The following is a 23,763-nucleotide window of genomic DNA, read 5'->3' on the forward strand; positions in this document are numbered from 1 at the left end:
TGTCCGCGTGGGGTATTAGTGGACTGATTTCGACCAGGTCTGGCTGATGCTGCCGTAATCCGTAATAATGGAATACGCGACAGTGGAACCGCTGACGTTGCCCGGTAAGGCAAAATGCGTTTCCGTTTCCGGAATTGCCCATGTGGCTTTATCCACTTTATGGCCGTTCAGCGTCACCTTCTGGAAATTCATATAGAAAGGCGTCGGGTTATTGACGACCAAATCGTTGCCCTCGCGATGCCACTCAAGTTTATTGGCGACATCTTCAGGTTTGCCTTTCACCGCGGGTGGGCGATACAACAATTTAATGCGCGTATTAATGGCAATTTGCAGGGTATTGATCCCATCAACGTGCTTTGACGAGGGGATGGCTTTGATATTCAGCCAGTACATGGATTCACGATCTTCCGGTAAATTACCGCCGGTGCGCACCACGCGCAGAACGTTATCCTCTTTCGCATCAAGGCGAAAAAGCGGGGGAGTGATCAGAAAAGGGGCTTTGGCCAGGTTTTTACCGCCAGAGTCGACCCAGGACTGCACCAGATAATCCGTTGTATCCGGGTTTGAAAGACCAAGAGACGATTCCTTTTTATCTCCCTGGTAGACCAGACGTGTGCCATTAATAATGACACCTGCATGTGCAGTGGCGGCCGCCAGTAAAAGCGTGCTCAGTAAATAACCGTGGCGCATAAATATTTCTCAATAATAGAAGAGATATTAACGCCTATAAACGCGTTAATATCTCAGGATTGAAAATATCAGTTATAGATAACGGTGAAGGTCGATACGGAGTTAGCCGGACCTGCGGTAATCGCGGCTCCGGTTTGAATATAACGAGCACCGAATATCAGGTCGTTTACCGCCGTGCCGGAGGCTAACGGATATTGCTGAGAAGGGGTATACAGACTCACCGGCTGTTCTGAAGCGTCAACCAGCTGAATGGCTACACCCGTGGCCGCATCCACGTCCGGCGTTAATGCCAGCGTGGCGTTGTTATTCGCATCCGGCGTTCCACCGAAGTTAATCGCTGCGGAGGTAACGGTTTCTGGACAATCTTTTAACTGAATATCGAACTTCGTTAACGTGCTGGTAGAGCCTGCACCGGCAAATACCGTTTTAGAGACTTTGCCTAACTGAACGTTTAACGGATTACTCAACCCGTTAACCACCTGACACGCTGAATCAATAATTTCCCCGGTGAAGTTGATCTGACCTTCACCGTCTGTTGCCGCAAAAGCGGATGCAGAACATCCCACCGCTGCGGCGATAAATAAACCTAAAGCAACCTTGTTCATAAACAATCCTGGTATATTTCGGGTGAGAACGTTGCCTGGACGTTTTCACCGTTGACCCTAAATGACTTTCCGCTGGTTATTTAATCAAAAAAGGCATGGCTAAGAATGTTCTTTAGAAATCACAAATAATTGAAAAATTGCTTGTGTTTATTTTTTATCATTAATACAGAGCATTGGGTTAGGGGATAAAACACTAACGGCCAGGCAATCATCAGGGCTATATTGTTGACATGATGATGCTGTCAGGAGAGAAGTCGTGGATTATCGCAAAATTATCAAAGAGGTAGGGCGCGGGAAAAATCATGCCCGCGATCTGGACCATGAAACCGCGCGTGCGCTTTATACCCGTATGCTTGAGGGCGACGTCCCCGATCTGGAAATGGGGGGCATTCTGATCGCGCTGCGCATCAAAGGGGAAGGTGAGGCGGAGATGCGCGGGTTCTATGAAGCCATGCAGGCGCAAACGCTGCGCTTAACGCCGCCCGTGGCAAAGCCCATGCCGATCGTGATCCCGAGCTACAACGGCGCGCGCAAGCAGGCAAATTTAACCCCGCTGCTCGCTATCTTATTACACAAGCTGGGGTTCCCGGTGGTAGTGCACGGCGTAAGCGAAGATCCCACCCGCGTGCTGACGGAGACTATTTTCGGAATGCTGGGCATCGAGCCAACGCGTCATGCCGGTCAGGCGCAGGCGAAGCTGGACGGTCATCAGCCTGTTTATATCCCGGTCGGCACGCTCTGCCCGCCGCTGGAAAAGCAGCTTGATATGCGCTGGCGCATGGGCGTGCGTAACAGCGCACACACGCTGGCAAAACTGGCCACGCCGTTTGGCGAAGATGCCGCCCTGCGTCTCTCCAGCGTCTCGCACCCGGAATACGTGGCGCGCGTGGGGCAGTTCTTTGAGGCCATTGGCGGAAGGGCGTTACTGATGCACGGCACCGAAGGTGAGGTTTATGCGAACCCGCAGCGCTGCCCGCAGGTGATGCTGATTGATTCTGCAGGTACGCGCGCGATTCTGGAACGCGGGGAAGAAAATACCGGTGTGATATTGCCTGAGGCAAAAGATCCCCATACTACGGCCCACTGGATTGAGCAGTGCCTTGCCGGAAATGTGCCTGTTCCGCATTCGATCAAGCTGCAGATGGCCTGCTGCTTGCTGGCAACCGGAGAAGTGGAATCCGTCCAGGCCGGGCTTGAACGCGTGGCGCAGGCGTTTTAGACAAAAAAAAGCCCGTCCAGTGGCGGACGGGCAAGCAAGGGTAACAACAACAGGGTCAATGAGGGTGGAGCAGCTCACCAGAGGGTATGGCGAGGGTACAGCATTCGTTCAGGCGATTATTTGTAGATAACTGCGGTACCGCTCAGCTTGTTATTGCCGTTAGCGGAGGTAATGGTGTATCCGCTTGCACCGGCAGCAGCGGCTTTCTCAGCCAGTTTGGCTTCCAGACCGTCCAGCGTGGTGGCGCCATCAGCACTGACCACACCGACTTTGTTCATGTTCTGTGCCTGAGTAGAAGAGACAGGCTCTACAGCGAAAGCGCCGAAAGACAGAGCGGACAGGGCAACAGCAGCTACAGCATATTTGATGGTTTTCATAATTAATCTCTCGCAGGTGTTTCTGTTAAGGGGACGATGTTCCGTCGATGTGATAAGTATCACGGTTTTTTGCGAGTGATAAAATCGAAGAGAATTGACGTGGTTGCTCAAAAAAATTGAATGACAAATAACTTATTGAATATTAATAAATTCAAAGTACCGCTTTACACTTCTTGCGGATGCGCTTTACAGAAGCGATATGAAGGGCACGTTTTGCTACGCGTCTGGCTAAAAATCGTGAGCGTAAAGGAACGCACGTGCCCGGTTAACTTGGGTAAAGCAAAGTCAACGTAGCTGGCTGTCTTTCGAACCTCTGCGATTATATCCTGAGTGTGATGCATTTTTTGAATCTTTCTGCTGCTGGCACGTGATGCAAAGCCGTACGCCGGGAATGGCTTTTCGGCGCGCCTCTGGAATGGGTTCTCCGCATTCTTCGCATTCCGTTAAGCTTTCGCCGTGCGGAATTTCACCGCGGGCACGCGCAACCGCATCTTCAATAGTACTGTTGATCTGTTCGTTAACAGCGTCGTCATTTGCCCAGCCGGAAGCCATAGCGTCCTCCTGAAATCGGTTTAAGCCATATGTTTACTATGGGGTTAAAAAATGAACAATCAAGACGAAGGGAGAAGTGAACTGCACCCGTTGAGCAGATGCAGTCTTGTGGAAGAGACAGATTATTTATAAATGGTCGCAGTGCCGTACATATGGTTATCTCCGCCAGCGGAGTTCACCACGAATCCTTTTGCACCTTCCTGACGGGCTTTTTCGGCGAGCTTATCCTGCAGATCGTCGAGGTTACTGGCACGACTTACCGAAACGGTGCCCGCAGGACGTAGCTGGCTCGTATCGGTACTTTGGGTCAGTGACTGAACGGCCATGGCAGAGAAGGACGCGGTCGCCAGGGCGGCTGCGATAACAGCAAGGGTCAGGTACTTTTTCATAATCACATCCTCATGAGGAAACAACAGGTGATTCCCTCTAAGTTTAGAAGCCTGACGAGTGTGACTTAGCGCAAATATTTGATGATGATCTGCTTATTTTTTGAACGATATAAGTTGACAATTCGTTGACGGATCATAGACATAAAGGTGTTTGATTTATGGCGTTTTTTTGAGCGGCGCAGAGAAAGATTTACCGCTGGGCCAGCAAAGGGTATCTTACGCCGCTGTTTAAAGGAGAATGCCATGACTGCCCAAAAGCCGGGATTACACCCGCGAAATCGCCACCGCAGCCGCTACGACATGAACGCGTTATGCCTGAGCTGTCCGCCGCTGCAGGACTATCTTGTTCAGACCCCTGCGGGTGAACCCTCGGTCAACTTTGCTGACCCGCAGGCGGTTAAAATGCTGAACAAAGCCCTGCTGGCGCATTTTTACGGTGTAGCTCACTGGGATATCCCGGAAGGCTTTCTCTGTCCACCCGTGCCGGGCCGCGCGGATTACGTTCATCACCTTGCCGATCTTCTTGCCGAAGGGAATGAGGGTGTCGTTCCACAGCAGGCCACCATTCTGGATATTGGCACCGGGGCGAACCTGATTTACCCGCTGATCGGCGCGCATGAATATCAGTGGCGCTTTACCGGAAGCGAAATCGGTGACGAGGCCTTTGCCAGCGCCCAGGCGATTATCAGCGCTAACCCGGGATTGAGCCGCGCCATTCGCCTGCGTCGTCAGAAAGACGCGGCGTCGATCTTCAACGGCATTATTCACAAAAACGAAAGCTATGACGCCACGATGTGCAATCCGCCGTTCCATGATTCGGCGGCATCGGCCCGTGCGGGCAGCGAGCGCAAGCGTCGTAACCTGGGTCAGGCTGAAGATGCGGCGCTGAACTTCGGCGGTCAGCAGCAGGAGCTCTGGTGTGAAGGGGGCGAAGTGGCGTTTATCCTGCGCATGATAGCGGAAAGCAAGCAGTTTGGCCGTCAGGTGAAGTGGTTCACGACGCTGGTTTCCCGGGGGGATAACCTGCCCCCGCTCTACCGCGCGCTGACCGAAGCGGGCGCCGTAAAAGTGGTGAAAAAAGAGATGGCGCAGGGCCAGAAACAGAGCCGCTTTATCGCCTGGACGTTTATGGACAATAGCAAACGTCGCAAATAGCACGCCGTCGTCGGCCGGGTAAGGCGAAGCCGCCACCCGGCTCGGTTACAGCGTCGGCTCCTGCGGAGGGAGCGGCGATGCGGGCGGCGGCAATACCTGATAGGTCTGCACGGGCATCCGCACGTTCGCCAGATCAAAGTGTTTTTTCACCATGCTGTCGAGCGCAAAGCGCACCGTCCACTGCTTCAGCGGCTGGGTGGTGAACGACACGCGCAGGGTAAATGCCGTGTTCGTCAGCCCGACGATGCCGGCAAATGACGGCTCTCCGATCACCAGCCCGCGAATGTCCTCCATCTCCATCAGTTCTTCTACCGCATCCCGCAGCGCCTGCTTCGCTTTGTCCGCATCCTCGTGGCGATCCACATCGTAGTTCGCCACAACGGAACCAATGCCGCGCACAAAGTTGGCGAAGGTGGTGATCGAAGACCAGGGAATGATGTGGTACGCCCCGGTGTCCTGACGCACGCCAACCGAGCGGATGGACATCCTCTCCACGGTGCCGGTTAACGGCCCGATGGTCACCAGATCGCCCGTGTTCATCCCGTTTTCAAACTGGATAAAGATGCCGGTAATAATATCCTTCACCAGCGTTTGTGAGCCGAAGGAGATGGCCAGCCCCAGGGCACCGGCACCCGCCAGCAGCGGGGCGATGTTCACGCCGATTTCCGACAGCACGATCATAATGGTGATGGTGCTGATAATGACCGCCAGCGCGTTGCGGAAAAGTGTTAACAGCGTTCTTGCCCGCGCGCTGGGTAGCGGCCTGCCGTGAATATCCGAGACAAGACGGTTCTCAATAAGGCTCGCCAGCAGCGTCCAGCCGACGGCGGAGAAGAACAAAATCAGCGCGATGCGAATCAGGATATCGACCGTTTTTTCACCCGCACCGTTGTGCAGCCAGTTCCAGAAATCAAACAGGCTCCACGCATTCAGGAGCAGCATAATCGCCACGCAGACGGTGAGAATGCGCGCCACTTTGAGTGATACCGACATCCAGCCGTTTACCCGTTTTTGCAGTTCCGGGTAATTACGCTGGACCTGCGGCGACAGGGTGATGGTTTTCGAGATCCAGCGCGACAGCAGCCCCGACACAAAGGCCGCGATGCCGATAATCGCCAGGCTTTTAAACGTCGCCCCCATCATAAATTTCAGGCTATTGCCCGGGTCAAACAGCGAGAAGAAGCACAGCACGATGAAGTAAGCGCTTGCCAGCCAGTGCCACACCAGGGCGAACGCGCGAATAAAGAGGCTAAAGAACGAGAGGGAGCGATCGGCCAGATTCAGCAGGCTTTGGGTGATGGTTTTTTTATTGTGGAAGATAAGATACAGCGACCAGACGGTAATGCAGATCATGATCAGCACGTTTGCCAGCGCGCCAAACTGGACGTTCACCTGGTTGGAGATGATCGGCACGGCAACCAGCAGGCCGTAGCCAATCAACCCGCTGAGCACGCTCAGACGCAGCGCCCAGTACCTCGCGCTCGCATCCCGAATGGAGAAAGGACGCAGCGCCGGCACGTGCGGACAAAAGAGTAACCGCAGCAGCGCCTTGAAGAACTCAATCAGGGCAAAGGCGTTCAGGAAAAGCGACTGCTGAAAGGCGATGGTTTTGTTGCCTGCATTTAGCCTGTCGGCCAGCATCTGGCCTAAAAACAGCGTCAACGCCAGCAGCAGTAAATCAATGATAAACGCGGAGGCGATCATCAACGGCAGGTGCAGCCAGCTGCTTTTATGCTGATTCTTCCTGCGTCCCCATTGCCCCATTTTGCGGTACAGCGGCCACGCGCACAGGCGCACCAGCCAGTAAAAAAGAAATACCGCACCCGCCAGCATCAGGAACTGCGTGGCGGCGGCGATAAACGTTTGCGGGTTAAATGCCTTATGCGGTGAGCCAATCAGGTTGCGGTAAAGCTGAGCGAAGCGCGAGGAGAACGCTTCCCCATAGCGGCGGCTCACGTCGGTGACGTTCTCCAGCACCGTTTTTTGCTCCTCAACCTGCGGAGGGGTGAGGGTTGGCACCGACGCCTGCGGCGGCGTGGCGGCGGCTTTCCGCAGCTGACCAATGAGCTCCTGCCGGGAGGTGTCGTTCTCGAGGACGTCGGCAAGGGCACCGTAGGCGGCTTTTTTCTGTTCGGCATCGGGCTCCGGAGGTGGCGTACTTTGCTGGGTTCCGGTGGTGACGCCGGGGATCGAGACGGCGAACGATGGCGCACTACACAGGCTTATCAACAGCAACAGGATCCACGGCACGGCGTCCTCCGGTGAAAATGTCGAACAAAATGATAAGTATAGAAGTCGGGACGCGGAGGGGGATTTTTGGGAACAATCTGGCGTAAAAAAGCCGGGCATGCCCGGCTTAGCGTAAAGCGAGGGATCAGGAGACGTGCTGCAGGAACTCCTGCAGGCGCTGGCTCGGCGGGTTCGCAATCAGCTCCTGAGGGTTACCGTCTTCCGCGATACGGCCTTTATCAATAAAGATCAGGCGGGACGCCACTTTCTCAGCAAAGCCGATTTCGTGGGTCACGATAACCATCGTCATCCCTTCTTCCGCCAGATCCTGCATGACTTTCAGCACCTCGTGGCGCAGCTCCGGGTCGAGTGCGGACGTAGGCTCATCAAACAGCATCATTTTCGGTTTGACCGCCAGCGCGCGGGCAATCGCCACACGCTGCTGTTGACCACCGGACAGCTCGGAAGGGTAGTGGTGCGCACGTTCTGCCAGGCCGACTTTTGCCAGCAGATCTTTTGCCAGCGCTTCCGCCGCCGCTTTGCTGGCACCGCGCACGCGCAGCGGGCCAAACATCACGTTCTCCAGCGCCGTCAGGTGCGGGAACAGGTAGAACTGCTGGAACACCATGCCCGCTTCCTGACGAATCAGACGGTCATCCACTTTCGGGTCATTCACCTTCAGACCGTCGACAATCAGGTCACCGCTGGTGATCTCTTCCAGCTTGTTGATGCAGCGCAGCAGGGTGGATTTACCGGAGCCGGATGGTCCAATAATAACCACCACTTCACCCTGTTTGATGTTCAGATCGATATTGTGCAGCACCTGGGTTGGGCCAAAGTGCTTGGAAACGTTTTTAAATTCAATCACAGGATTTTCATCCTTCTTTCAAGACGACGCAGAACGAAGCTCAGAACCAGAGTAATGATCAGGTAGACAACGGCTACCGCACTCCAGATTTCCAGCGCGCGGAAGTTGCCAGCAATGATCTCCTGCCCCTGACGGGTCAGCTCTGCCACGCCGATAACAATGAACAGCGACGTATCTTTGATGCTGATGATCCACTGGTTACCGAGCGGTGGCAGCATGCGGCGCAGCGCCAGCGGCAGAATAACGTGGCGGATCGTTTCGCGACGAGAAAGACCCAGCGCCAGGCCGGCTTCACTGAAGCCTTTATGAATCGACAGCACCGCACCGCGGGTGATTTCCGCAATGTAGGCGCCTGAGTTGATCATAATGGTCACGACGGCTGCGCTGAACGGGTCGATGCGCAGGTCATTGAATGCCATTGGCAGGGCGAAGTAGATGAACATGACCTGCACGACAATAGGCGTGCCGCGGATCACTTCGATGAAAACCAGTGCGATGTGGTTTGCGATCCAGCCGCCGTAGGTGCGAGCGAAACCGGCGACAAGACCGATAATCAACCCACCAACCAGACCCAGGACCGAAATCCACAGAGTCATTTTAGCGCCTTCAAGCAAGAGTGGAATGGCAGGCCAGATGGCGCTCCAGTCAAACTGCATGATAATTTCCTGTTACTGTTACCGTGTTTCAAAAATAGCAGGGGCGAAAGGTCGCCCCCGAGTGAACGTCATTTTTACGTCTTATTATTTAGGCTCGGTACCGAACCATTTTTTGTAGATTTCGTTATAGGTGCCGTTCTCTTTCAGCGTTTTCAGCGCGCCGTTAACTTTCGTGCGCAGGTCGTCGCTGCCTTTCGGGAACGCGATACCGTACTGCTGGGCTTCCAGAGACTCGCCAACGGCTTTGAACTTGCCGTTACCGGCTGTTTTGATGAAGTACAGGATGTTCGGCGTGTCGTGCAGAACAGCGTCAGCACGGTTGGTGCCGAGTTCCATGTACGCGTTGTCGATGTTCGGGAACTGACGCAGGTCTTTGGTTTTGATATTGGCTTTCGCGTAATCAACCGAACCGGTGCCGCTCTTCACTGCCACCACTTTGCCGTCGAGATCTTTCACGCTTTTTACGTCGTTATTATCGGCTTTGACCATGACCAGCAGGCCGCTTTTGTAGTAGCCGTCGGAGAAGTCGATCGCTTTTTTACGTTCGTCGGTAATGGTGATGCCTGCCAGCGCCAGATCGACGTTCTTGGTTTGCAGTGCCGGGATGATGCCGCTGAAGTCCATCGGCTTCAGGGTGTAATCCAGCTTGAGTTCTTTTGCGACAGCGGCCCACAGATCCACATCAAAACCAACGTATTTATCACCCTGTTTGAATTCAAACGGAACGAACGCCGTGTCGGTCGCCACAACCAGTTTGTCGGCAGCCTGAGAGGACACTGCAAAAGCCAGGGTAAGTGCAGCCAGTGAAACTTTTAATACAGACTTCATAGCATTTCCTTTTATATCCACGGGGCGATCCCCTGCGAGAACAGGTGGCACAATGAAAAAATCGTGCCAACTTTACAAGCTATTGTTTTGCAAAGGGGATGATGTCATGCATTGCACAATAAATGGGGCAATGAGGTTTTATTGCACCAAAGTGGAGCACTGTTTTGGTGCGCTTCGTTTGGCTCAACTGACGGGGAGATATTTAGCGTAAATTCTGACGAAAAAACAATCTTCCGTTAACGGTTGTGTGAGGTGATTATTACATTTCGTTCACTTTTGCAGGTATGCAGGCAAAAACTGTGCACCATAGATGTGCAAAACCCTCACCAGAGGGCGAGGGTTTGATAGAAAATTCGTATGAATTATTCGATGTTAGATTCGATAAACCACAGGAACTGATCCAGGTCGCGGGATGCGGCGGTGAAAATATCTGCGGTATCTTCGTCTTTGGCTTCACCAATCGCTTTACGCACGTCATTGGCCACAATCGCGTAGCGGTCCGCCAGCTCTTTCAGGTGATCCTGAACGGTATGAATATCCAGCGGATAACTCTTCAGCGGTGTTTTGCTGTTGATCACCTGCGTGGTACCCAGCGCCACGCCGCCTAACTGAACGGCACGTTCTGCCATGGTATCGAGGTGGGTAACCAGTGCTGTGCGGAAGCCATCCAGCATTTCATGAACGGCAATAAAGTTTGCACCGCGCATATTCCAGTGGGCCTGTTTGGTGATCAGCGAAAGATCGATGAACTGGATCACCTGGCGATTCAGCAACTCAATGGTCGCTTTTTTGTCGCTATCCGATACATCGTTACGGGTATAAAGCAGATTAGACGCTTTCGTTTTCACCAGTTTAGCGGTACTCATAATCTCATATCCTCTTGATGTTTATGTCCCAGGTAATTACGGAACTAAGTATAGCACCGGATTTTTTGTCTGCGGTTTGGCTGTGCCTATCGGTTTAATAGCGAGAAGGAAGTTGAGAATTTAATGTGTTGAAATTAATGGGTAATTTTTAAATTGATACAGATCAATCTTAATTGCTGCAGGGGGACGTAAATGCAGAGAGATATTTCGGAAATAGCGCAAAGTGTGTAAGAAATTATAACGACTGTTTTTCTGGCCTTTATTCTGCATGGCATTGAAGCCATGCAGAATATATGGCCTTAGCTGATATCAACCTTCTCAACTTTAGGTTCAGGGCGCATGGTGAGCGTTGATCCCATTGATGCTGCGATAATCGAGCAGAGCGCCAGCGTCTGGGTCAGCGTCAGGGTTTCACCGAGAAACACCATTCCTGAAATGGCGGCTAGCGCAGGCTCCATGCTCATCAGGGTGCCAAATATGCGTGTCGGCAGACGCGTAAGGGCTATCATTTCCAGAGAGTAGGGGAGTGCGGTAGAGAGTATCGCGACCGCCAGCCCGATGGGCATAACCGACCATTGCCATATCGATTCGGTCGCCTGCGCCATGCCGATGGGCACAAAGACGATAGCTGCGATCAGTGACCCCAACGCGACGGTCGCCGGACCGTGCTCTTCTCCTGCACGCTGGCCCGTGAGTATATAGACGGCCCAGCATGCGCCTGCACCCAGCGCCAGCGCTGCGCCCGTCAGATCGATCTCAGCGACGCTCTGGCCCAGGGGAAGCAGGAACCATAGCCCCAGCACGGCTAACACGACCCAGATAAAATCGACCGGACGTCGCGAGGAGAAAAGCGCCACCGCCAGCGGGCCGGTAAACTCCAGCGCGACGGCGATCCCCAGCGGTATCGTCTGAATAGAGAGGTAGAACAGATAGTTCATCGCCCCCAGGGAGAGCCCATAAAACAGCAGGGGCAAACGCTGCTCCTTTTTGAAGCGCAGACGCCAGGGTTTGAAAATGACCACCAGTATCGCCGTGCCCAGCACGATACGCAGGGCTGTCACCCCAGGCGCACCGACCAGCGGAAAAAGTGATTTTGCAAGCGAAGCACCGCTTTGAATGGACAACATGGCAATGAGTATGACTGCGACCGGCAGCCAAACCGACGACGTGCGGGATAACCCAGGCATCCTTTCTCCTGTCAGCTTATGTCAAATGAGGTAAAGGTTGCAGTGTAAAGGAAATAAGCGGCAACGGTTGAGGCGCTGTTGAAAAAAAACCTCGTGAAATCCGTAAAATGGTTAAGCGCTGGTGGATTTATCGCCTGATAGATTAGGAATAATCTGGATGAATGTAACGGCGCGTGCGCGCACTATGCGCATTTAGTAGTGAAAATTGCATGTGATTTGAAAGAGATAGCTGACGCTGGAAACGTTCTGTTACAGGAAAGGTTTCATTAGACATCACGAATCACAAAGAGTTTCGCAAATTTTTTTGATATATTTAAAACTTACGGACTTACTTGAAGCACATTTGAGGTGGTTATGAAAAAAATTGCATGTCTTTCAGCACTGGCCGCTGTACTGGCTGTTTCCGCAGGTACCGCTGTAGCTGCTACTTCTACTGTTACTGGTGGTTACGCTCAGAGCGACTATCAGGGCGTGATGAACAAAGCTAACGGCTTCAACCTGAAGTATCGCTACGAGCAGGATAACAACCCACTGGGCGTGATCGGTTCTTTCACCTACACCGAGAAAGATCGTTCTGAAAACGGCGTATACAATAAAGGCCAGTACTACGGTATCACCGCTGGTCCAGCTTACCGTCTGAATGACTGGGCGAGCATCTACGGTGTTGTAGGTGTTGGCTACGGTAAATTCCAGCAGACCGAAAACCAGGGTCTGAACCGCACTGCAAGCAACAGCGACTATGGCTTCTCCTATGGCGCAGGCCTGCAGTTCAACCCAATCCAGGACGTTGCTCTGGATTTCTCCTATGAGCAGAGCCGTATCCGCAACGTTGACGTTGGCACCTGGATCGCGGGCGTAGGTTACCGCTTCTAATCACTCCGGTGAGCTAATAAAAAATCCGCCCATGTGGCGGATTTTTTTTGTCTTTTTCCTTCTCCCTGTGGGCTGAGGGATCCCCGGTAATTTTTTAACCGGAAGCGGTGAACGTTGCTTCAGGAAAATGAATGGGTTACAGCGATGCCCTTCCCTCAAGGGAGAGGGAGTCGTCCGTGCAGGCATTATTTTGTGGGGAACCCTCAGCCCCGTGGGAGAGGGAAAAAGACCGCTACTTGCTCTTAATATCAAAAATATCCGTACCCAGATGGTTGTAGTCAACTTTCTGTAACTTGAAGTTGGTAACGTACACTGGGGGAGCTTTCTTGTTCGAGACAAACGGGTAAGCGTTTTTTATCTGCTCGGTTTTAATCCCCGTCCACTGCGAGAAGAACTGCAGGAAATCATTTGCCGAACGGCGCGCTTTAATGACGCGATGCGTTTTATCATCACTCGACAGCACCATAAACGGCACCTGGAAGTTTTGCTGGAACTTGTCATCGTGCGCCAGGTACTGCACCTCTTTACCACGCTCTTTAAACGCCAGCCCGTGATCCGAGAAATAGACCATGGAGAAGCTGTCGCCCGTATTGCGTAGCTGATCGTACAGCTTGCTCAGCAGGTCGTCGGTTTGCGTCATGGTGTAGAGATAGCAAGACGTCTCTTTGGACTGCACGAACTCCGCATACTTCCCGCCGGTCCGATCGCAGGCCTGCGGGTGTGACCCCATGAGGTGCAGGACGATCAGCTGAGGCTGGGTGCGCGGGGTGGCGAAGACCTGTGCCGTCATTTTCAACAGCGCTTCATCTTTAGTGTTTTTGTCGGCTTCAAAGTCACCGTTCTTCAGGAACTGCACTTCGTCGGCTCGTTTGGCGATACTGGCGATGGCCGTATCGTATTCGCCAATTTGCCCCTGATTGGAGAACCACCAGGTCTGATAACCCGCGCGGTTTGCCAGGGTGACAAAATTATCCTGATACTGAGGTTTGCCGTCGACGACCCGGTTAAGCGTCAGGCCGAGCGATTTCTGCGTCGAGCCGCTGGCCGCAACATAATCGGTAAACAGCGTGCCTTTAACCGAATTGGCAAACGGTGTGTTATCCCAGTGTCCGCCAAACGCACCCATCGCATCGCGACGTGCGCTTTCGCCGATTACCACCACATAGGTGTGATATTTCGGCTTAACGGCCAGCACGTTCCAGGTGTCTTTCATGTTGGAAAGCTCAGCCATGCGCGCCTGTTCGTCGAGAACCTCTTTATTATTAACAACGACGTCTTTCACGAAGCGGAAAACCGGATAGCCGATATTGATGAGCCTGAGCTTACCGTCCCAGGGAATATTCTGGATGGGGGCGACAAACGCCACGGCAACGCTGAACACCAGACAGAGTATTTCGATCTTACCCCAGGACTTTTTCTCGCCCGACTGACGGCGGATGGCAATAACGCCCAACGCGAAGATAAATAGCCCGACCACATAGCTGTACCACGGGAAGATCGTCAGGATCTCCGTCGACTCTTCCATATTGGTCGAGTGCAGCGCCAGCAGGGTATTAAAGTTTGGCGCGCCGTAAGCCTGACCAAACGGGAAATAGAGTGCAGCAACCAGCGAACAGATCCCGATTAACGCTTTTTGCACGCGCGGTGCGGCTCGCCACAGCACATGCAGAACGCAGGTGAACGCCACCGCGTAGAGCAGACTAAAGGGATAACCCAGCGCAAAGTTAATCAGTAATGACTGCAAAAAGTAAAAACCCGTCCACGGGCTTAAGGCCCGGCTGCGGGTCACAACGGTATCTATCAGGGTTACATTCATAGGTCACTATCATGGATGAAAACGCCATGTGCTCACCCTGGCGTCAAGGGTCATAACCTGCCTGACAGTGCGTGGAGAGGGAATGAGGGTCCGCTTCAGCGAGCCGCAAATTGTGCAGGGCTGCAAGAAGATAGTGCGAGCGCTAAATAATATCAACAGTTGCTAAGCAGATGTTTTGCGAAGGGGATTGCAAATCCGTAAAAAAGGTCGGGAATAAGGCGGCTGGAAGCCAGTTTACAGCGGGATTGTGACGGGAAAATGAAGCGGCGTACCGCAACGCCGCTTAGTGGGAAGGTTTATCGTCCTGATGCGGTTTGTTGTTAAACATATCGCACAGCATGTTCAACAGCATTAAGCGCACTTTAAAGGGAGAGTGGGTAAACACGGTCATGCACCTCTTGAATTCGTTCATAAGACCTCCTGAGTTTTGATCCCTTCGATCCGTGAAGGGTGACTGCATTACATACAGATATAGCACAGGCTATATTGTATAGCTATGGCTATTTCGTTAATTTTTTGTGCTTGTGAAGGGATGGTTTACAATGTGCGCTCTCGATACCGGGCGCTGGAAGCGTCACCCCACTGAGGAAGTACAATGAACCGTCGCGCAGGTAAGCCAACAATGAGGAAAACGACGCAACTGGTGAATGTTGAAGAACATGTCGAAGGTTTTCGCCAGGTCCGTGAAGCGCACCGGCGTGAACTGATTGATGATTATGTTGAACTCATTTCCGATCTTATTCGTGAGGTCGGTGAAGCGCGCCAGGTCGATATGGCCGCCAGGCTGGGGGTTTCACAGCCGACTGTCGCAAAAATGTTAAAACGCCTGGCCTCCGTGGGCTTAATCGAAATGATCCCCTGGCGCGGTGTTTTTCTGACGCCGGAAGGGGAGAAACTCGCGCAGGAGAGCCGCGAGCGTCATCAGCTCGTCGAGAATTTTTTGCTGGTGCTGGGCGTTAGCCCGGAGATCGCCCGCCGGGATGCGGAAGGAATGGAACATCACGTTAGCGAAGAGACGCTGGTGAAGTTTCGTGAATTTACGCTTAAATATGGTCCCTCCGCTGAATGAAAATCCCTGGACTGCAGGCTCTGGCACGCGATCGTTTCTTCCATCTCTTATTACTCATTGGCGCAGCGTTAAGCCTCTTTGTGCCGTTTGCCCCACACGCCTGGCCCGCCGCGATTGACTGGCGCACCATTATTACCCTGAGCGGGCTGATGATGCTCACCAAAGGGGTCGAGCTGAGCGGCTATTTTGACGTCCTGGGACGTAAAATGGTGCGCCGCTTTGCCACCGAACGCAGGCTGTCCCTGTTTATGGTGTTCTCCGCCGCGGTGCTGTCGACGTTTCTGACCAACGATGTAGCGCTGTTTATCATCGTGCCCCTCACGCTCACGCTGCGAAAGCTGTGCGAGATCCCGGTCAGCCGTTTGATCATCTTTGAAGCGCTGGCCGTCAATGCCGGCTCACTTTTGACGCCAATCGGCAACCCGCAAAATATCCTTCTCTGGGGACGGTCCGGGCTGTCGTTTGCCGCCTTTACCTGGCAGATGGCCCCTCTGGCGCTGGTGATGATGCTGTCGCTGATGGCGGTGTGCTGGTTTGCGTTTCCGGATAAAAAGCTGCAGTACCACAGCGGCACAACGGGCCCGCAGTGGCAGCCTCGTCTGGTGTGGAGCTGTCTCGGGTTATACATCGTCTTTCTGTTCGCGCTGGAGCTGAAGTATGAGCTGGCGGGCGTCCTGCTCGTTGCCGCAGGGTTTGTCGTCCTGGCGCGTCGCGTTCTGGTGAGCGTGGACTGGACGCTGCTGCTGGTCTTTATGGCGATGTTTATTGATGTGCATCTCCTTATCCAGCTTCCGGTGCTGCAAAACGTGCTGCACAGCGTCAGTACGCTGTCGCAGCCGGGACTGTGGCTGACGGCGATTGGCCTGTCGCAGTTTATCAGCAACGTGCCGTCCACCATTCTGCTGCTCAACTATGTTCCGCCCGATACGCTGCTGGCCTGGGCGGTGAACATCGGCGGGTTTGGGCTGCTGCCCGGTTCGCTGGCAAACCTGATTGCCCTGCGTATGGCCAACGACCGGCGTATCTGGTGGCGTTTCCACGTCTGGTCGATTCCGATGCTGGCTTGGGCCGCGGCGATCGGTTTCGGAATATTCCTTCTCATATAGTGCGCAATTTGTCAGTTTTTCCTGGCAAACGTATAGCAACGTCCTAGCTTTAGTGAACGGCATAGTGTGATGCCGCTCACTGACAGGACCGTTGCTGAACTATGGCTGAAGATCAAAACCCGCCTGCTGACCAGCAGGACAAAAACAATAATGAGCGTAAGCGCCCGGGCAAGAAACCGTTAATTATCCTCGGCATTGTCGTGGTGGTAATGGTCGTCGTGGCGCTGGTCTGGTGGTTTTTAACCCGTAACGAAGAGACGACCGACGACGCCTTTACCGACGGCGACGTGGTGACGATTGCCCCGAAAACGGCAGGCTACGTTACCGAGCTGCGCGTGCGCGATAACCAGCGCGTGAAAAAGGGCGATCTGCTGGTGGTCATCGATCCGCGTGATACCACCGCGCAGCGCGATCAGGCCCAGGCCCAGCTTGGGCTGGCTATCGCACAGCTGCATCAGGCTCAGGCGCAGCTGGCGCTTTCAAAAGTCCAGTATCCGGCCCAGCGTGATGAAGCCAAAGCCCAGGTGCTGAAAGCGCAGGCCGATCTGGCCAACGCGCAGGCGGAGTATCGTCGCCAGCGCGGCGTCGACCCGAGAGCGACCACCCAGCAAAGTATTGATTCCGCGAATGCTCAACTGCGCAGCGCACAGGCAGGGCTGGCGAGCGCCCAGGCGCAGCTGGAAGTGGCGGAACAGGTACAGCTGCAAATCCGCCAGCAGGAAACCAACGTTGAAGCGCGCGAGCGTCAGGTCGATCAGGCTAAAGCGCAGCTGGAAACGGCCAACCTGAACCTCTCCTATACCGAAGTTCGCGCCCCGTTCGACGGCGTTGTCACCAAACGCAATGTGCAGCCGGGGACGCTGGTGCAGGCGGGAACGGCGCTGTTCTCGCTGGTCTCACCCAACGTCTGGGTGGTGGCTAACTTTAAAGAGTCTCAGCTTGAGCGCATGAAGCCCGGCGATAAGGTCACCGTCTCCGTGGATGCGTGGCCGGATATGGAGCTTGAGGGGCACGTCGACAGTATCCAGCAGGGCAGCGGCTCGCGCTTCTCCGCCTTCCCGGCAGAAAATGCCACCGGTAACTTCGTCAAAATTGTGCAGCGCGTGCCGGTCAAAATCGTGATTGATAAAGGCCTCGATCCGAACAAACCGCTGCCGCTGGGGCTGTCGGTTGCACCGAAGGTGACGGTGGAATGACGGATCACAGCCACGATACCTGGAAACCTGCCAGCAACCCGTGGGCGGTGGCGATTGTTGTCACCCTGGCGGTATTCATGGAAATTCTGGACACCACCATCGTCAACGTGGCGCTGCCCCATGTGGCAGGCTCGCTCTCGTCCAGCTATGACGAATCTACCTGGGTGTTAACCAGCTATCTGGTGGCGAACGGCATTGTGCTGCCCATCTCGGCGTTCTTGAGCCGGGTGTTCGGCCGCAAGCAGTTCTTCCTGATCTGCATCGTCATGTTTACCGTCTGCTCGTTCCTGTGCGGCATCGCCACCGAGCTGTGGCAGATCATCCTGTTCCGCGTGATGCAGGGCTTTTTTGGCGGCGGGCTGCAGCCCACGCAGCAGTCGGTGCTGCTCGACTACTTCAAGCCCGAGGACAGGGGCAAAGCGTTTGGTCTCTCCTCCATTGCGATTATCGTTGCGCCGGTCCTCGGCCCGACGCTGGGCGGCTGGATCACCGATAACTACTCCTGGCGCTGGGTGTTCTTTATCAACATTCCGGTGGGGATTGTGACGGTGCTGGCGATCTACCAGCTGCTGGAAGATCCGCCGTGGGAGAGCAAATCGAAAGAGAAGCTGAGTATCGACTGGACGGGGATCGGCCTGATCGCGCTGGGTCTGGGCTGCCTGCAGGTGATGCTCGACCGGGGGGAAGATGAAGACTGGTTTAACTCGAACTTTACCCGCACTTTCGCGGTATTAACGCTTATCGGCATTATCGGCGCCATCTACTGGCTGGTGTATGCCAAAAAGCCGGTGGTGGATCTGCACTGCATGAAGGACCGCAACTTTGCCATTTCCAGCCTGCTGATGGCGGGGATGGCGATGATCCTCTATGGCAGTTCGGTGGTGATCCCGCAGCTGGCGCAGCAGGACCTGGGCTATACCGCCACCTGGTCCGGGCTGGTGCTGTCGCCCGGGGCGGTGCTGATCGTCTTAACGATCCCGCTGGTGCTGAAGCTGATGCCGGTGGTGCAGACGCGCTGGATTATTGCCTTTGGCTTTACCTGTCTGGCGGTGTCGTTCTTCTGGTCGCGCACGCTCACGCCGGATATCGACTTCGAAACGCTGGTCCTGTTCCGCAGCGCCCAGTCGATTGGGCTGGGGTTCCTGTTTGTGCCGCTGACTACCATTGCCTTCATCTCGATACCGAGGCGGCTCAACGCCGACGCGGCGGCGCTGTTTACCATGTTCCGCAACGTGGCCGGCTCAATTGGGATTTCACTCTCGACGGCCGCCATTACCGAACGCGCGCAGGCGCACAGCGCCCATCTGGCGTACCACGCCTCGCCGTTTAACGAGCAGTTCCAGCAGGCGATACGCGAAAGCGCCCAGGCGATCCAGAACTTCACCACCCAGGTGGGCGATCCCACCGGCATCGCCACCGGGCGCATGTACCAGACCATGATTGAGCAGTCGCGCTTCCTGGCCTACATCGACGTCTTCACCATTCTGAGCGCGGTGGCCTTGTTACTGATTCCGTTTTGTTTGTTGCTCTCGCCGGTTAAGAGCGAGGGGAGTGCAGGAGCACATTGATGATACACAGACGTTTACACCCTCTGATGATAATGATGCTGCTGGTGGGCTGCGCCGTCGGGCCGGACTACCAGCCGCCCGCGCCGCCTGCCGTTACGCACTGGAACGATAAGGGTGACGGCGCGGTGAAATCGCAGACGACCTCCGCCGCGACCAATCCGCGCTGGTGGAAGACCTTCGGCTCGCCGCAGCTCAACAGCCTGGTTGAGCGCGCCATCGCCGGAAACCTGACGCTGCAGCAGACGGTGCTGCGCATCGCCGGAGCGCGTGAACAGATTAACCAGGCGGGCGGGGCGTTTTATCCGTCGGTCAACGGCAATCTGCAGGCGACGCGCCAGCAGCTTGGGCTGGAAGGGGAGCTGAAATCCCACGGCGTGTACGACCAGGTGGACAGCATCGATCCCAATTTGAAAGGCGCGCTGGGGCCGCTGACGCAGCCGATTAACCTCTACCAGGGCAGCTTCGACGCCCAGTGGGAAATCGACCTGTGGGGTAAGGTGCGTCGTCAGGTGGAAGCCGCCGAAGCGCAGCAGAAAGCGGCTATCGAGCAGCGTAACGACGCGCTGGTGTCGCTGGAAGCCGAAGTGGCGCGCGCGTGGCTCCAACTGCGCGGGGCGCAGAGCATTATCGCCACGCTGAACACCCAGATTAAAAGCGCGCAGCAGACGCTGGATCTGACCGAAAGCCGCCAGCGCGGCGGGCTGTCGCCGCAGATGGACGTGGAAAACGCCCGGGCGCAGTTAGGCAACCTTGAGGCACAGCTGCCGCAATATCAGGCGCAGGAGCGGCAGGCGATGAATGGCCTGGCGATCCTGCTCGGCAAGCCGCCGGGGGCGCTGGACGGCGAACTCCAGTCTGCGCAGCCGATGCCCGCGCTGCCGGATATCGTGCAAACGGGCATTCCGTCCACGCTGGCGCGACGTCGTCCGGACGTGCGTGAAGCAGAGGCGAATCTTCATGCCGCCACGGCGCAAATCGGCGTCTCGGTGGCGGAGCTGTTCCCGAGCTTTACGCTTTCCGGGCAGTTTGGCCTGCGCAACAGCGAAACTAACTGGCTGACCGACTGGAGCAGCCACTTCTACAGCTTCGGCCCGCAGGTCTCCATTCCCATCTTCCAGGGCGGTCGACTGGTCTCCAGCGTCAAGGTGGCGCGCGCGCAGCAGGGAGCGGCGGTGCTGGACTATCGCCAGACGGTGCTGACCGCGCTCGGGGATGTTGAAAACGCGCTGGTGAGCTATCGCACCGACCAGCAGCGTGAAGCGGGTCTCGCAAAAACGATCGACGCCCTGCAAAACGCCTTTGACCTGGCGAGCGACAGCTATCGGCAGGGCATCGCCAGCTTTATCGACGTGCTGGACGCCCAGCGTCAGCTGGCGCAGGCCGAGCAGCAGCGGGCGCAGGCGCAGGTCCAGAGCGCGCTCGATCTGGTGGCGCTCTATAAGGCGCTCGGCGGCGGCTGGGAGCCGTATCAGCAGGTGCAACTACCGGACTACAGCGTCTTTGGCGACGCCCCGCGCGGATAAATATTCAGAGGATTGGGCAAGAAATGAGCAGGAACACCACATTCGCGAGGGCTGAGGGGCGGGTATAACGATTGGGTACCCAATCGACATGCGAGGAATAACTGATGCGTTATCAAAAACTGGGCAACACCGGTCTGTTCGTTTCTGAACTGTGCCTCGGCACCATGACCTTCGGCGGCGAGGGCGGCATGTGGGGCAAGATTGGCCAGCTCCAGCAAAGTGAGGCCGAGCAGCTGGTGGGCCGCGCGCTGGATGCCGGGATCAACTTTATCGACACAGCGGACGTTTACTCGGAAGGACGATCGGAGGAGATCACCGGTCAGGCGCTGAAAAACCTGAAAATCCCGCGCGAGAACGTGGTGGTCGCCACGAAAGTGTTCGGCGAAACGGGAACGGCAGGGGTGAACTCGCGCGGCAGCTCGCGCTATCACATCATCAGCAGCGTGAAGGAGAGCCTGCGCCGCCTGCAGCTCGATCATATCGATCTCTACCAGCTTCACGGCTTCGACCCCGCCACGCCGATCGAAGAGACGCTTTATGCGCTCGATAACCTGGTGCAGCACGGCCACGTGCGCTACATCGGCGTCTCGAACTGGGCGGCGTGGCAGATTGCCAAGGCGCTCGGTATTTCCGAGCGCCTTGGGCTGGCGCGTTTCGCGTCGTTGCAGGCGTATTACACCATTGCCGGACGCGATCTGGAGCGCGAACTGGTGCCGATGATGCAGAGCGAAGGCGTCGGGCTGATGGTCTGGAGCCCGCTGGCGGGCGGCCTGCTGAGCGGAAAATATGGCCGGGACGGGCAGAGCGAAGCCGGTGGTCGTCGTCTGGAGTTCGACTTCCCGCCGGTGAATAAAGATCGCGCCTTCGACTGCGTGGACGTGATGCGTACTATCGCCGAAAGCAAGGGCGTCTCCGTCGCGCAAATCGCGCTGGCCTGGCTGCTGCATCAAAAAGCCGTGACCAGCGTGATTATTGGTGCGAAACGCGTCGATCAGCTGGACGACAATATCGCCGCGACCGGGATTCGACTGAGCGAAGACGAGCTTAAACAGCTTGATGCGGTGAGCGTGCTGCCGCGCGAATACCCGGGCTGGATGCTGGAGCGGCAGGGTGAATATCGCCGCAATCAGCTCGCACAGTAATATCCCTTCTCCCCCGGTGGCGCTTCGCTTACCGGGGCTACTTCCCTTGTGGAGTCATATTAGAGTTATGTCACTATTCATTTTTGGACAATTAAAGTTATGTCACTAAATATATTAAATATCTGATATATATAGATGTTATATCAAAGATCTTCTTTGAGAATCCTTTTGAACACTATTTTTTAAGAGCGTAAGATCTGGCTGACAAAAAACGATGTGGATTGTATCTTTCGAGGACTACACTGTTGACCCTTGAAAATGTATCTCTTTATTGGTAAAAGGCATGAAATGTTGTTAAAAGACATAAAACGTCATAAGTCGCCAAAACTGCAGATAAAACCTGTGTAAGTATTTTGCACTTCTAAGCGAGTAAGGTTTAACAGCTTATAATCTGTTATATAAATAAACAGCTTATAGGCTGTTTATTTTTAAGCTATTTGTTTATATATATATCAATACAAGTGGTTATCACGAATACACAATACAACTTGAAAATTTAGAATCATTTACGCATCGATATGGTCGGTTTTTGCAAAGTCAAAGGACTTTTCAAAAGAGCGCATACAGGACGATTGGGGGTAACACAGCAAACTTGGAGACAAACCCCGAAATTGCAAGCTTTGAGTGTTTGTTTGGATTGTTTGACTTGGTTATACACTTCATATTGTCCCCTACCTCGGAAAGCCCAGTAGCTTTCACTTCTCACCACGAAAAACGCCCTTGAATTCATGCGCCAGTTGAAGTACAAATCCGAATTGGTGGGGACGGCTCCTGGTTGCAATTGACCCGTTTATCCCGTCAACGAAACTTTGTGGCGGTTGCGTCTATACGCTGCCGAAACTGGTGCTTAACGTTCGTTCGTGGAATTGCCAGGAATGCGCAGAAACCCATGATCGTGACGTAAATGCCGCGAAAAATAATAAAGCTGCCGAGTTGGCAGTGTTAGTCCACTGAGCGGCTGTAAGCCCTGAAGTAGCTTAGTGGGGATTAGGTTGGTTGCCTTGATATGGGGCTCCTTGCCCTGAAAGGGCTAGGAGCAGTCAAAGTATGGTCGCTCGCTTAACATAACGGATCATGGTAAATGGATATTAGCCCTGCGGAATATTGTGAAATTATAAATTGTTTTAATCACTTGCTAAGTTATAGAAAACCAGCTGAATATCTTAGACATCAGAGTAAAGCTGTTATCAATGATGATGATATTTTCGCTGTACAGAAATTTTTACCTGCCAACTATGCAAATTGTTCATTGATGATGGGCGAAACAGTCATAATGAATAGCCTGTTTGCAACGAGCGTAAAGGGCGCGGAAAAAGTCAGAGATATTCAAATGCTCTCGGATCGGCACGGATATACTTTACCCACTACGGTAGCCAGTTTAGCCTTACGGCAGAGTAGGGCAAATCAGGAATGGTATTCACAGTCAGATCCTATCTGGGTCGCTGCACCGTATCCTGCATCAACTTTTGCGCTTTATGAAATTGAATATAAAGGTGAATACGACCGAGTTCATGACTCTGAAAGGATCCTGCTAAATGTTATTCATAGTCTAATCGTGAACAAAGACTTCATCTTTGACCGGGTGATTTTACTAACTGAACGTATCCCATGCGTCAGTTGTACAAAGGTTATTATCGATTTTCTGACCCAACATGATGTTAAGTTGATTCTGGCGTACTGTTACTCCTCGGGGCGGGCATGGTCTGGCCGCGGTTATGAGAGCTTTAGCGAGCAACTAAAAACCGCACCCGATATTTTGGGACGTCTGTCGGTAAAACATATTATCGAGCTTCGGGGCGGAGTAATTGACGTTATAGACAGGACGGTAAATTGACTGCAACTCGAGGTG

The 23,763-nt window shown here is 54.3% G+C and carries 24 protein-coding genes; 11 read left to right on the top strand and 13 right to left on the bottom strand.

Features of this window, described 5'->3' with window-relative positions:
• Positions 1-15: 15 nt before the first annotated feature.
• Entirely contained in the window at positions 16-690 is a 675-nt protein-coding gene (locus tag L370_RS08450) for a fimbrial biogenesis chaperone (protein ID WP_023334991.1), read from the bottom strand.
• Positions 691-758: 68 nt separating this feature from the next.
• Entirely contained in the window at positions 759-1,295 is a 537-nt protein-coding gene (locus L370_RS08445) for a fimbrial protein (RefSeq protein WP_023334992.1), read from the bottom strand.
• A 256-nt stretch (positions 1,296-1,551) separates the two neighbouring features.
• Between L370_RS08445 and ybiB the strand changes: the two genes are divergently transcribed.
• On the top strand, positions 1,552-2,514 hold the full coding sequence (ybiB, locus tag L370_RS08440; protein WP_023334993.1) for a DNA-binding protein YbiB: 963 nt from the start codon (positions 1,552-1,554) through the stop codon (positions 2,512-2,514).
• A 116-nt stretch (positions 2,515-2,630) separates the two neighbouring features.
• Here ybiB and ybiJ read toward each other — a convergent pair whose 3' ends face one another.
• From ybiJ to mcbA, 3 genes are all read right to left on the bottom strand, one after another.
• On the bottom strand, positions 2,631-2,891 hold the full coding sequence (gene ybiJ, locus L370_RS08435) for a DUF1471 family protein YbiJ (protein ID WP_023310874.1): 261 nt from the start codon (positions 2,889-2,891) through the stop codon (positions 2,631-2,633).
• Positions 2,892-3,176: 285 nt separating this feature from the next.
• Positions 3,177-3,443, bottom strand: coding sequence for a DksA/TraR family C4-type zinc finger protein (locus L370_RS08430; RefSeq protein WP_023334994.1), 267 nt, complete (start codon positions 3,441-3,443; stop codon positions 3,177-3,179).
• A 122-nt stretch (positions 3,444-3,565) separates the two neighbouring features.
• Positions 3,566-3,832 carry a DUF1471 family periplasmic protein McbA gene (gene mcbA / locus L370_RS08425; protein WP_023334995.1) on the bottom strand — a complete coding sequence of 89 codons (267 nt, stop codon included), beginning with the start codon at positions 3,830-3,832 and terminating at the stop codon, positions 3,566-3,568.
• A 243-nt stretch (positions 3,833-4,075) separates the two neighbouring features.
• On the opposite strand from mcbA, the gene rlmF reads away from it, so the two are divergent.
• Positions 4,076-4,987, top strand: coding sequence for a 23S rRNA (adenine(1618)-N(6))-methyltransferase RlmF (gene rlmF / locus L370_RS08420; RefSeq protein ID WP_023334996.1), 912 nt, complete (start codon positions 4,076-4,078; stop codon positions 4,985-4,987).
• Between the two features lie 45 nt (positions 4,988-5,032).
• On the opposite strand, the gene ybiO is transcribed toward rlmF, so the two are convergent.
• The 6 genes from ybiO to rhtA all read right to left on the bottom strand — a co-directional run bounded on the left by ybiO (position 5,033) and on the right by rhtA (position 11,621).
• A complete protein-coding gene (gene ybiO, locus L370_RS08415; RefSeq protein WP_023334997.1) occupies positions 5,033-7,237 on the bottom strand; it encodes a mechanosensitive channel protein in 2,205 nt (734 codons plus the stop codon).
• 124 nt (positions 7,238-7,361) lie between these two features.
• Complete coding sequence (glnQ, locus tag L370_RS08410; RefSeq protein ID WP_023310879.1) at positions 7,362-8,084, bottom strand: glutamine ABC transporter ATP-binding protein GlnQ; 723 nt, start codon at positions 8,082-8,084, stop codon at positions 7,362-7,364.
• On the bottom strand, positions 8,081-8,740 hold the full coding sequence (gene glnP / locus L370_RS08405) for a glutamine ABC transporter permease GlnP (protein ID WP_010428919.1): 660 nt from the start codon (positions 8,738-8,740) through the stop codon (positions 8,081-8,083). Before glnP ends, glnQ begins: the two co-directional genes overlap by 4 nt.
• Positions 8,741-8,824: 84 nt before the next feature.
• Positions 8,825-9,568, bottom strand: coding sequence for a glutamine ABC transporter substrate-binding protein GlnH (gene glnH, locus L370_RS08400; protein WP_023310880.1), 744 nt, complete (start codon positions 9,566-9,568; stop codon positions 8,825-8,827).
• A gap of 362 nt (positions 9,569-9,930) precedes the next feature.
• Complete coding sequence (dps, locus tag L370_RS08395; protein WP_010428924.1) at positions 9,931-10,434, bottom strand: DNA starvation/stationary phase protection protein Dps; 504 nt, start codon at positions 10,432-10,434, stop codon at positions 9,931-9,933.
• 299 nt (positions 10,435-10,733) lie between these two features.
• Entirely contained in the window at positions 10,734-11,621 is an 888-nt protein-coding gene (gene rhtA, locus L370_RS08390) for a threonine/homoserine exporter RhtA (RefSeq protein ID WP_023334998.1), read from the bottom strand.
• Positions 11,622-11,975: 354 nt separating this feature from the next.
• Between rhtA and ompX the strand changes: the two genes are divergently transcribed.
• Positions 11,976-12,494 (top strand): outer membrane protein OmpX, encoded by a 519-nt coding sequence (gene ompX, locus L370_RS08385; RefSeq protein WP_023334999.1) that lies wholly within the window; start codon positions 11,976-11,978, stop codon positions 12,492-12,494.
• A gap of 232 nt (positions 12,495-12,726) precedes the next feature.
• Here the strand turns inward: ompX and L370_RS08380 are convergent, their stop codons facing one another.
• Positions 12,727-14,310 (bottom strand): phosphoethanolamine transferase, encoded by a 1,584-nt coding sequence (locus L370_RS08380; protein WP_023335000.1) that lies wholly within the window; start codon positions 14,308-14,310, stop codon positions 12,727-12,729.
• A 283-nt stretch (positions 14,311-14,593) separates the two neighbouring features.
• Positions 14,594-14,722 (bottom strand): manganase accumulation protein MntS, encoded by a 129-nt coding sequence (gene mntS / locus L370_RS08375; RefSeq protein WP_014831181.1) that lies wholly within the window; start codon positions 14,720-14,722, stop codon positions 14,594-14,596.
• Positions 14,723-14,905: 183 nt separating this feature from the next.
• On the opposite strand from mntS, the gene mntR reads away from it, so the two are divergent.
• The 8 genes from mntR (at position 14,906) to L370_RS08340 (ending at position 23,748) form a co-directional block, all read left to right on the top strand.
• A complete protein-coding gene (mntR, locus tag L370_RS08370) occupies positions 14,906-15,379 on the top strand; it encodes a manganese-binding transcriptional regulator MntR (protein ID WP_023335001.1) in 474 nt (157 codons plus the stop codon).
• A complete protein-coding gene (locus L370_RS08365; protein ID WP_023335002.1) occupies positions 15,376-16,485 on the top strand; it encodes an anion transporter in 1,110 nt (369 codons plus the stop codon). The genes mntR and L370_RS08365 overlap by 4 nt, the downstream gene beginning before the upstream one ends.
• Positions 16,486-16,586: 101 nt before the next feature.
• Positions 16,587-17,681, top strand: a complete 1,095-nt coding sequence (locus tag L370_RS08360) for an HlyD family secretion protein (RefSeq protein ID WP_023335003.1) — start codon at positions 16,587-16,589, stop codon at positions 17,679-17,681.
• Positions 17,678-19,249: a DHA2 family efflux MFS transporter permease subunit gene (locus tag L370_RS08355; protein ID WP_023335004.1), complete on the top strand. Its 1,572-nt coding sequence runs from the start codon at positions 17,678-17,680 to the stop codon at positions 19,247-19,249. Before L370_RS08360 ends, L370_RS08355 begins: the two co-directional genes overlap by 4 nt.
• A complete protein-coding gene (locus L370_RS08350; RefSeq protein ID WP_023335005.1) occupies positions 19,249-20,772 on the top strand; it encodes an efflux transporter outer membrane subunit in 1,524 nt (507 codons plus the stop codon). The genes L370_RS08355 and L370_RS08350 overlap by 1 nt, the downstream gene beginning before the upstream one ends.
• 104 nt (positions 20,773-20,876) lie before the next feature.
• Positions 20,877-21,914 carry an aldo/keto reductase gene (locus tag L370_RS08345; protein WP_023335006.1) on the top strand — a complete coding sequence of 346 codons (1,038 nt, stop codon included), beginning with the start codon at positions 20,877-20,879 and terminating at the stop codon, positions 21,912-21,914.
• Between the two features lie 792 nt (positions 21,915-22,706).
• On the top strand, positions 22,707-22,868 hold the full coding sequence (locus L370_RS23820) for a zinc ribbon domain-containing protein (RefSeq protein WP_285124715.1): 162 nt from the start codon (positions 22,707-22,709) through the stop codon (positions 22,866-22,868).
• 127 nt (positions 22,869-22,995) lie between these two features.
• The gene (locus L370_RS08340; RefSeq protein WP_023335007.1) at positions 22,996-23,748 is read left to right on the top strand and encodes a deaminase domain-containing protein; all 753 of its coding nucleotides are present in this window, start codon (positions 22,996-22,998) and stop codon (positions 23,746-23,748) included.
• Positions 23,749-23,763 lie beyond the last annotated feature (15 nt).

Source organism: Enterobacter sp. MGH 24 (assembly GCF_000493015.1).
Taxonomy (GTDB): Bacteria; Pseudomonadota; Gammaproteobacteria; order Enterobacterales; family Enterobacteriaceae; genus Enterobacter.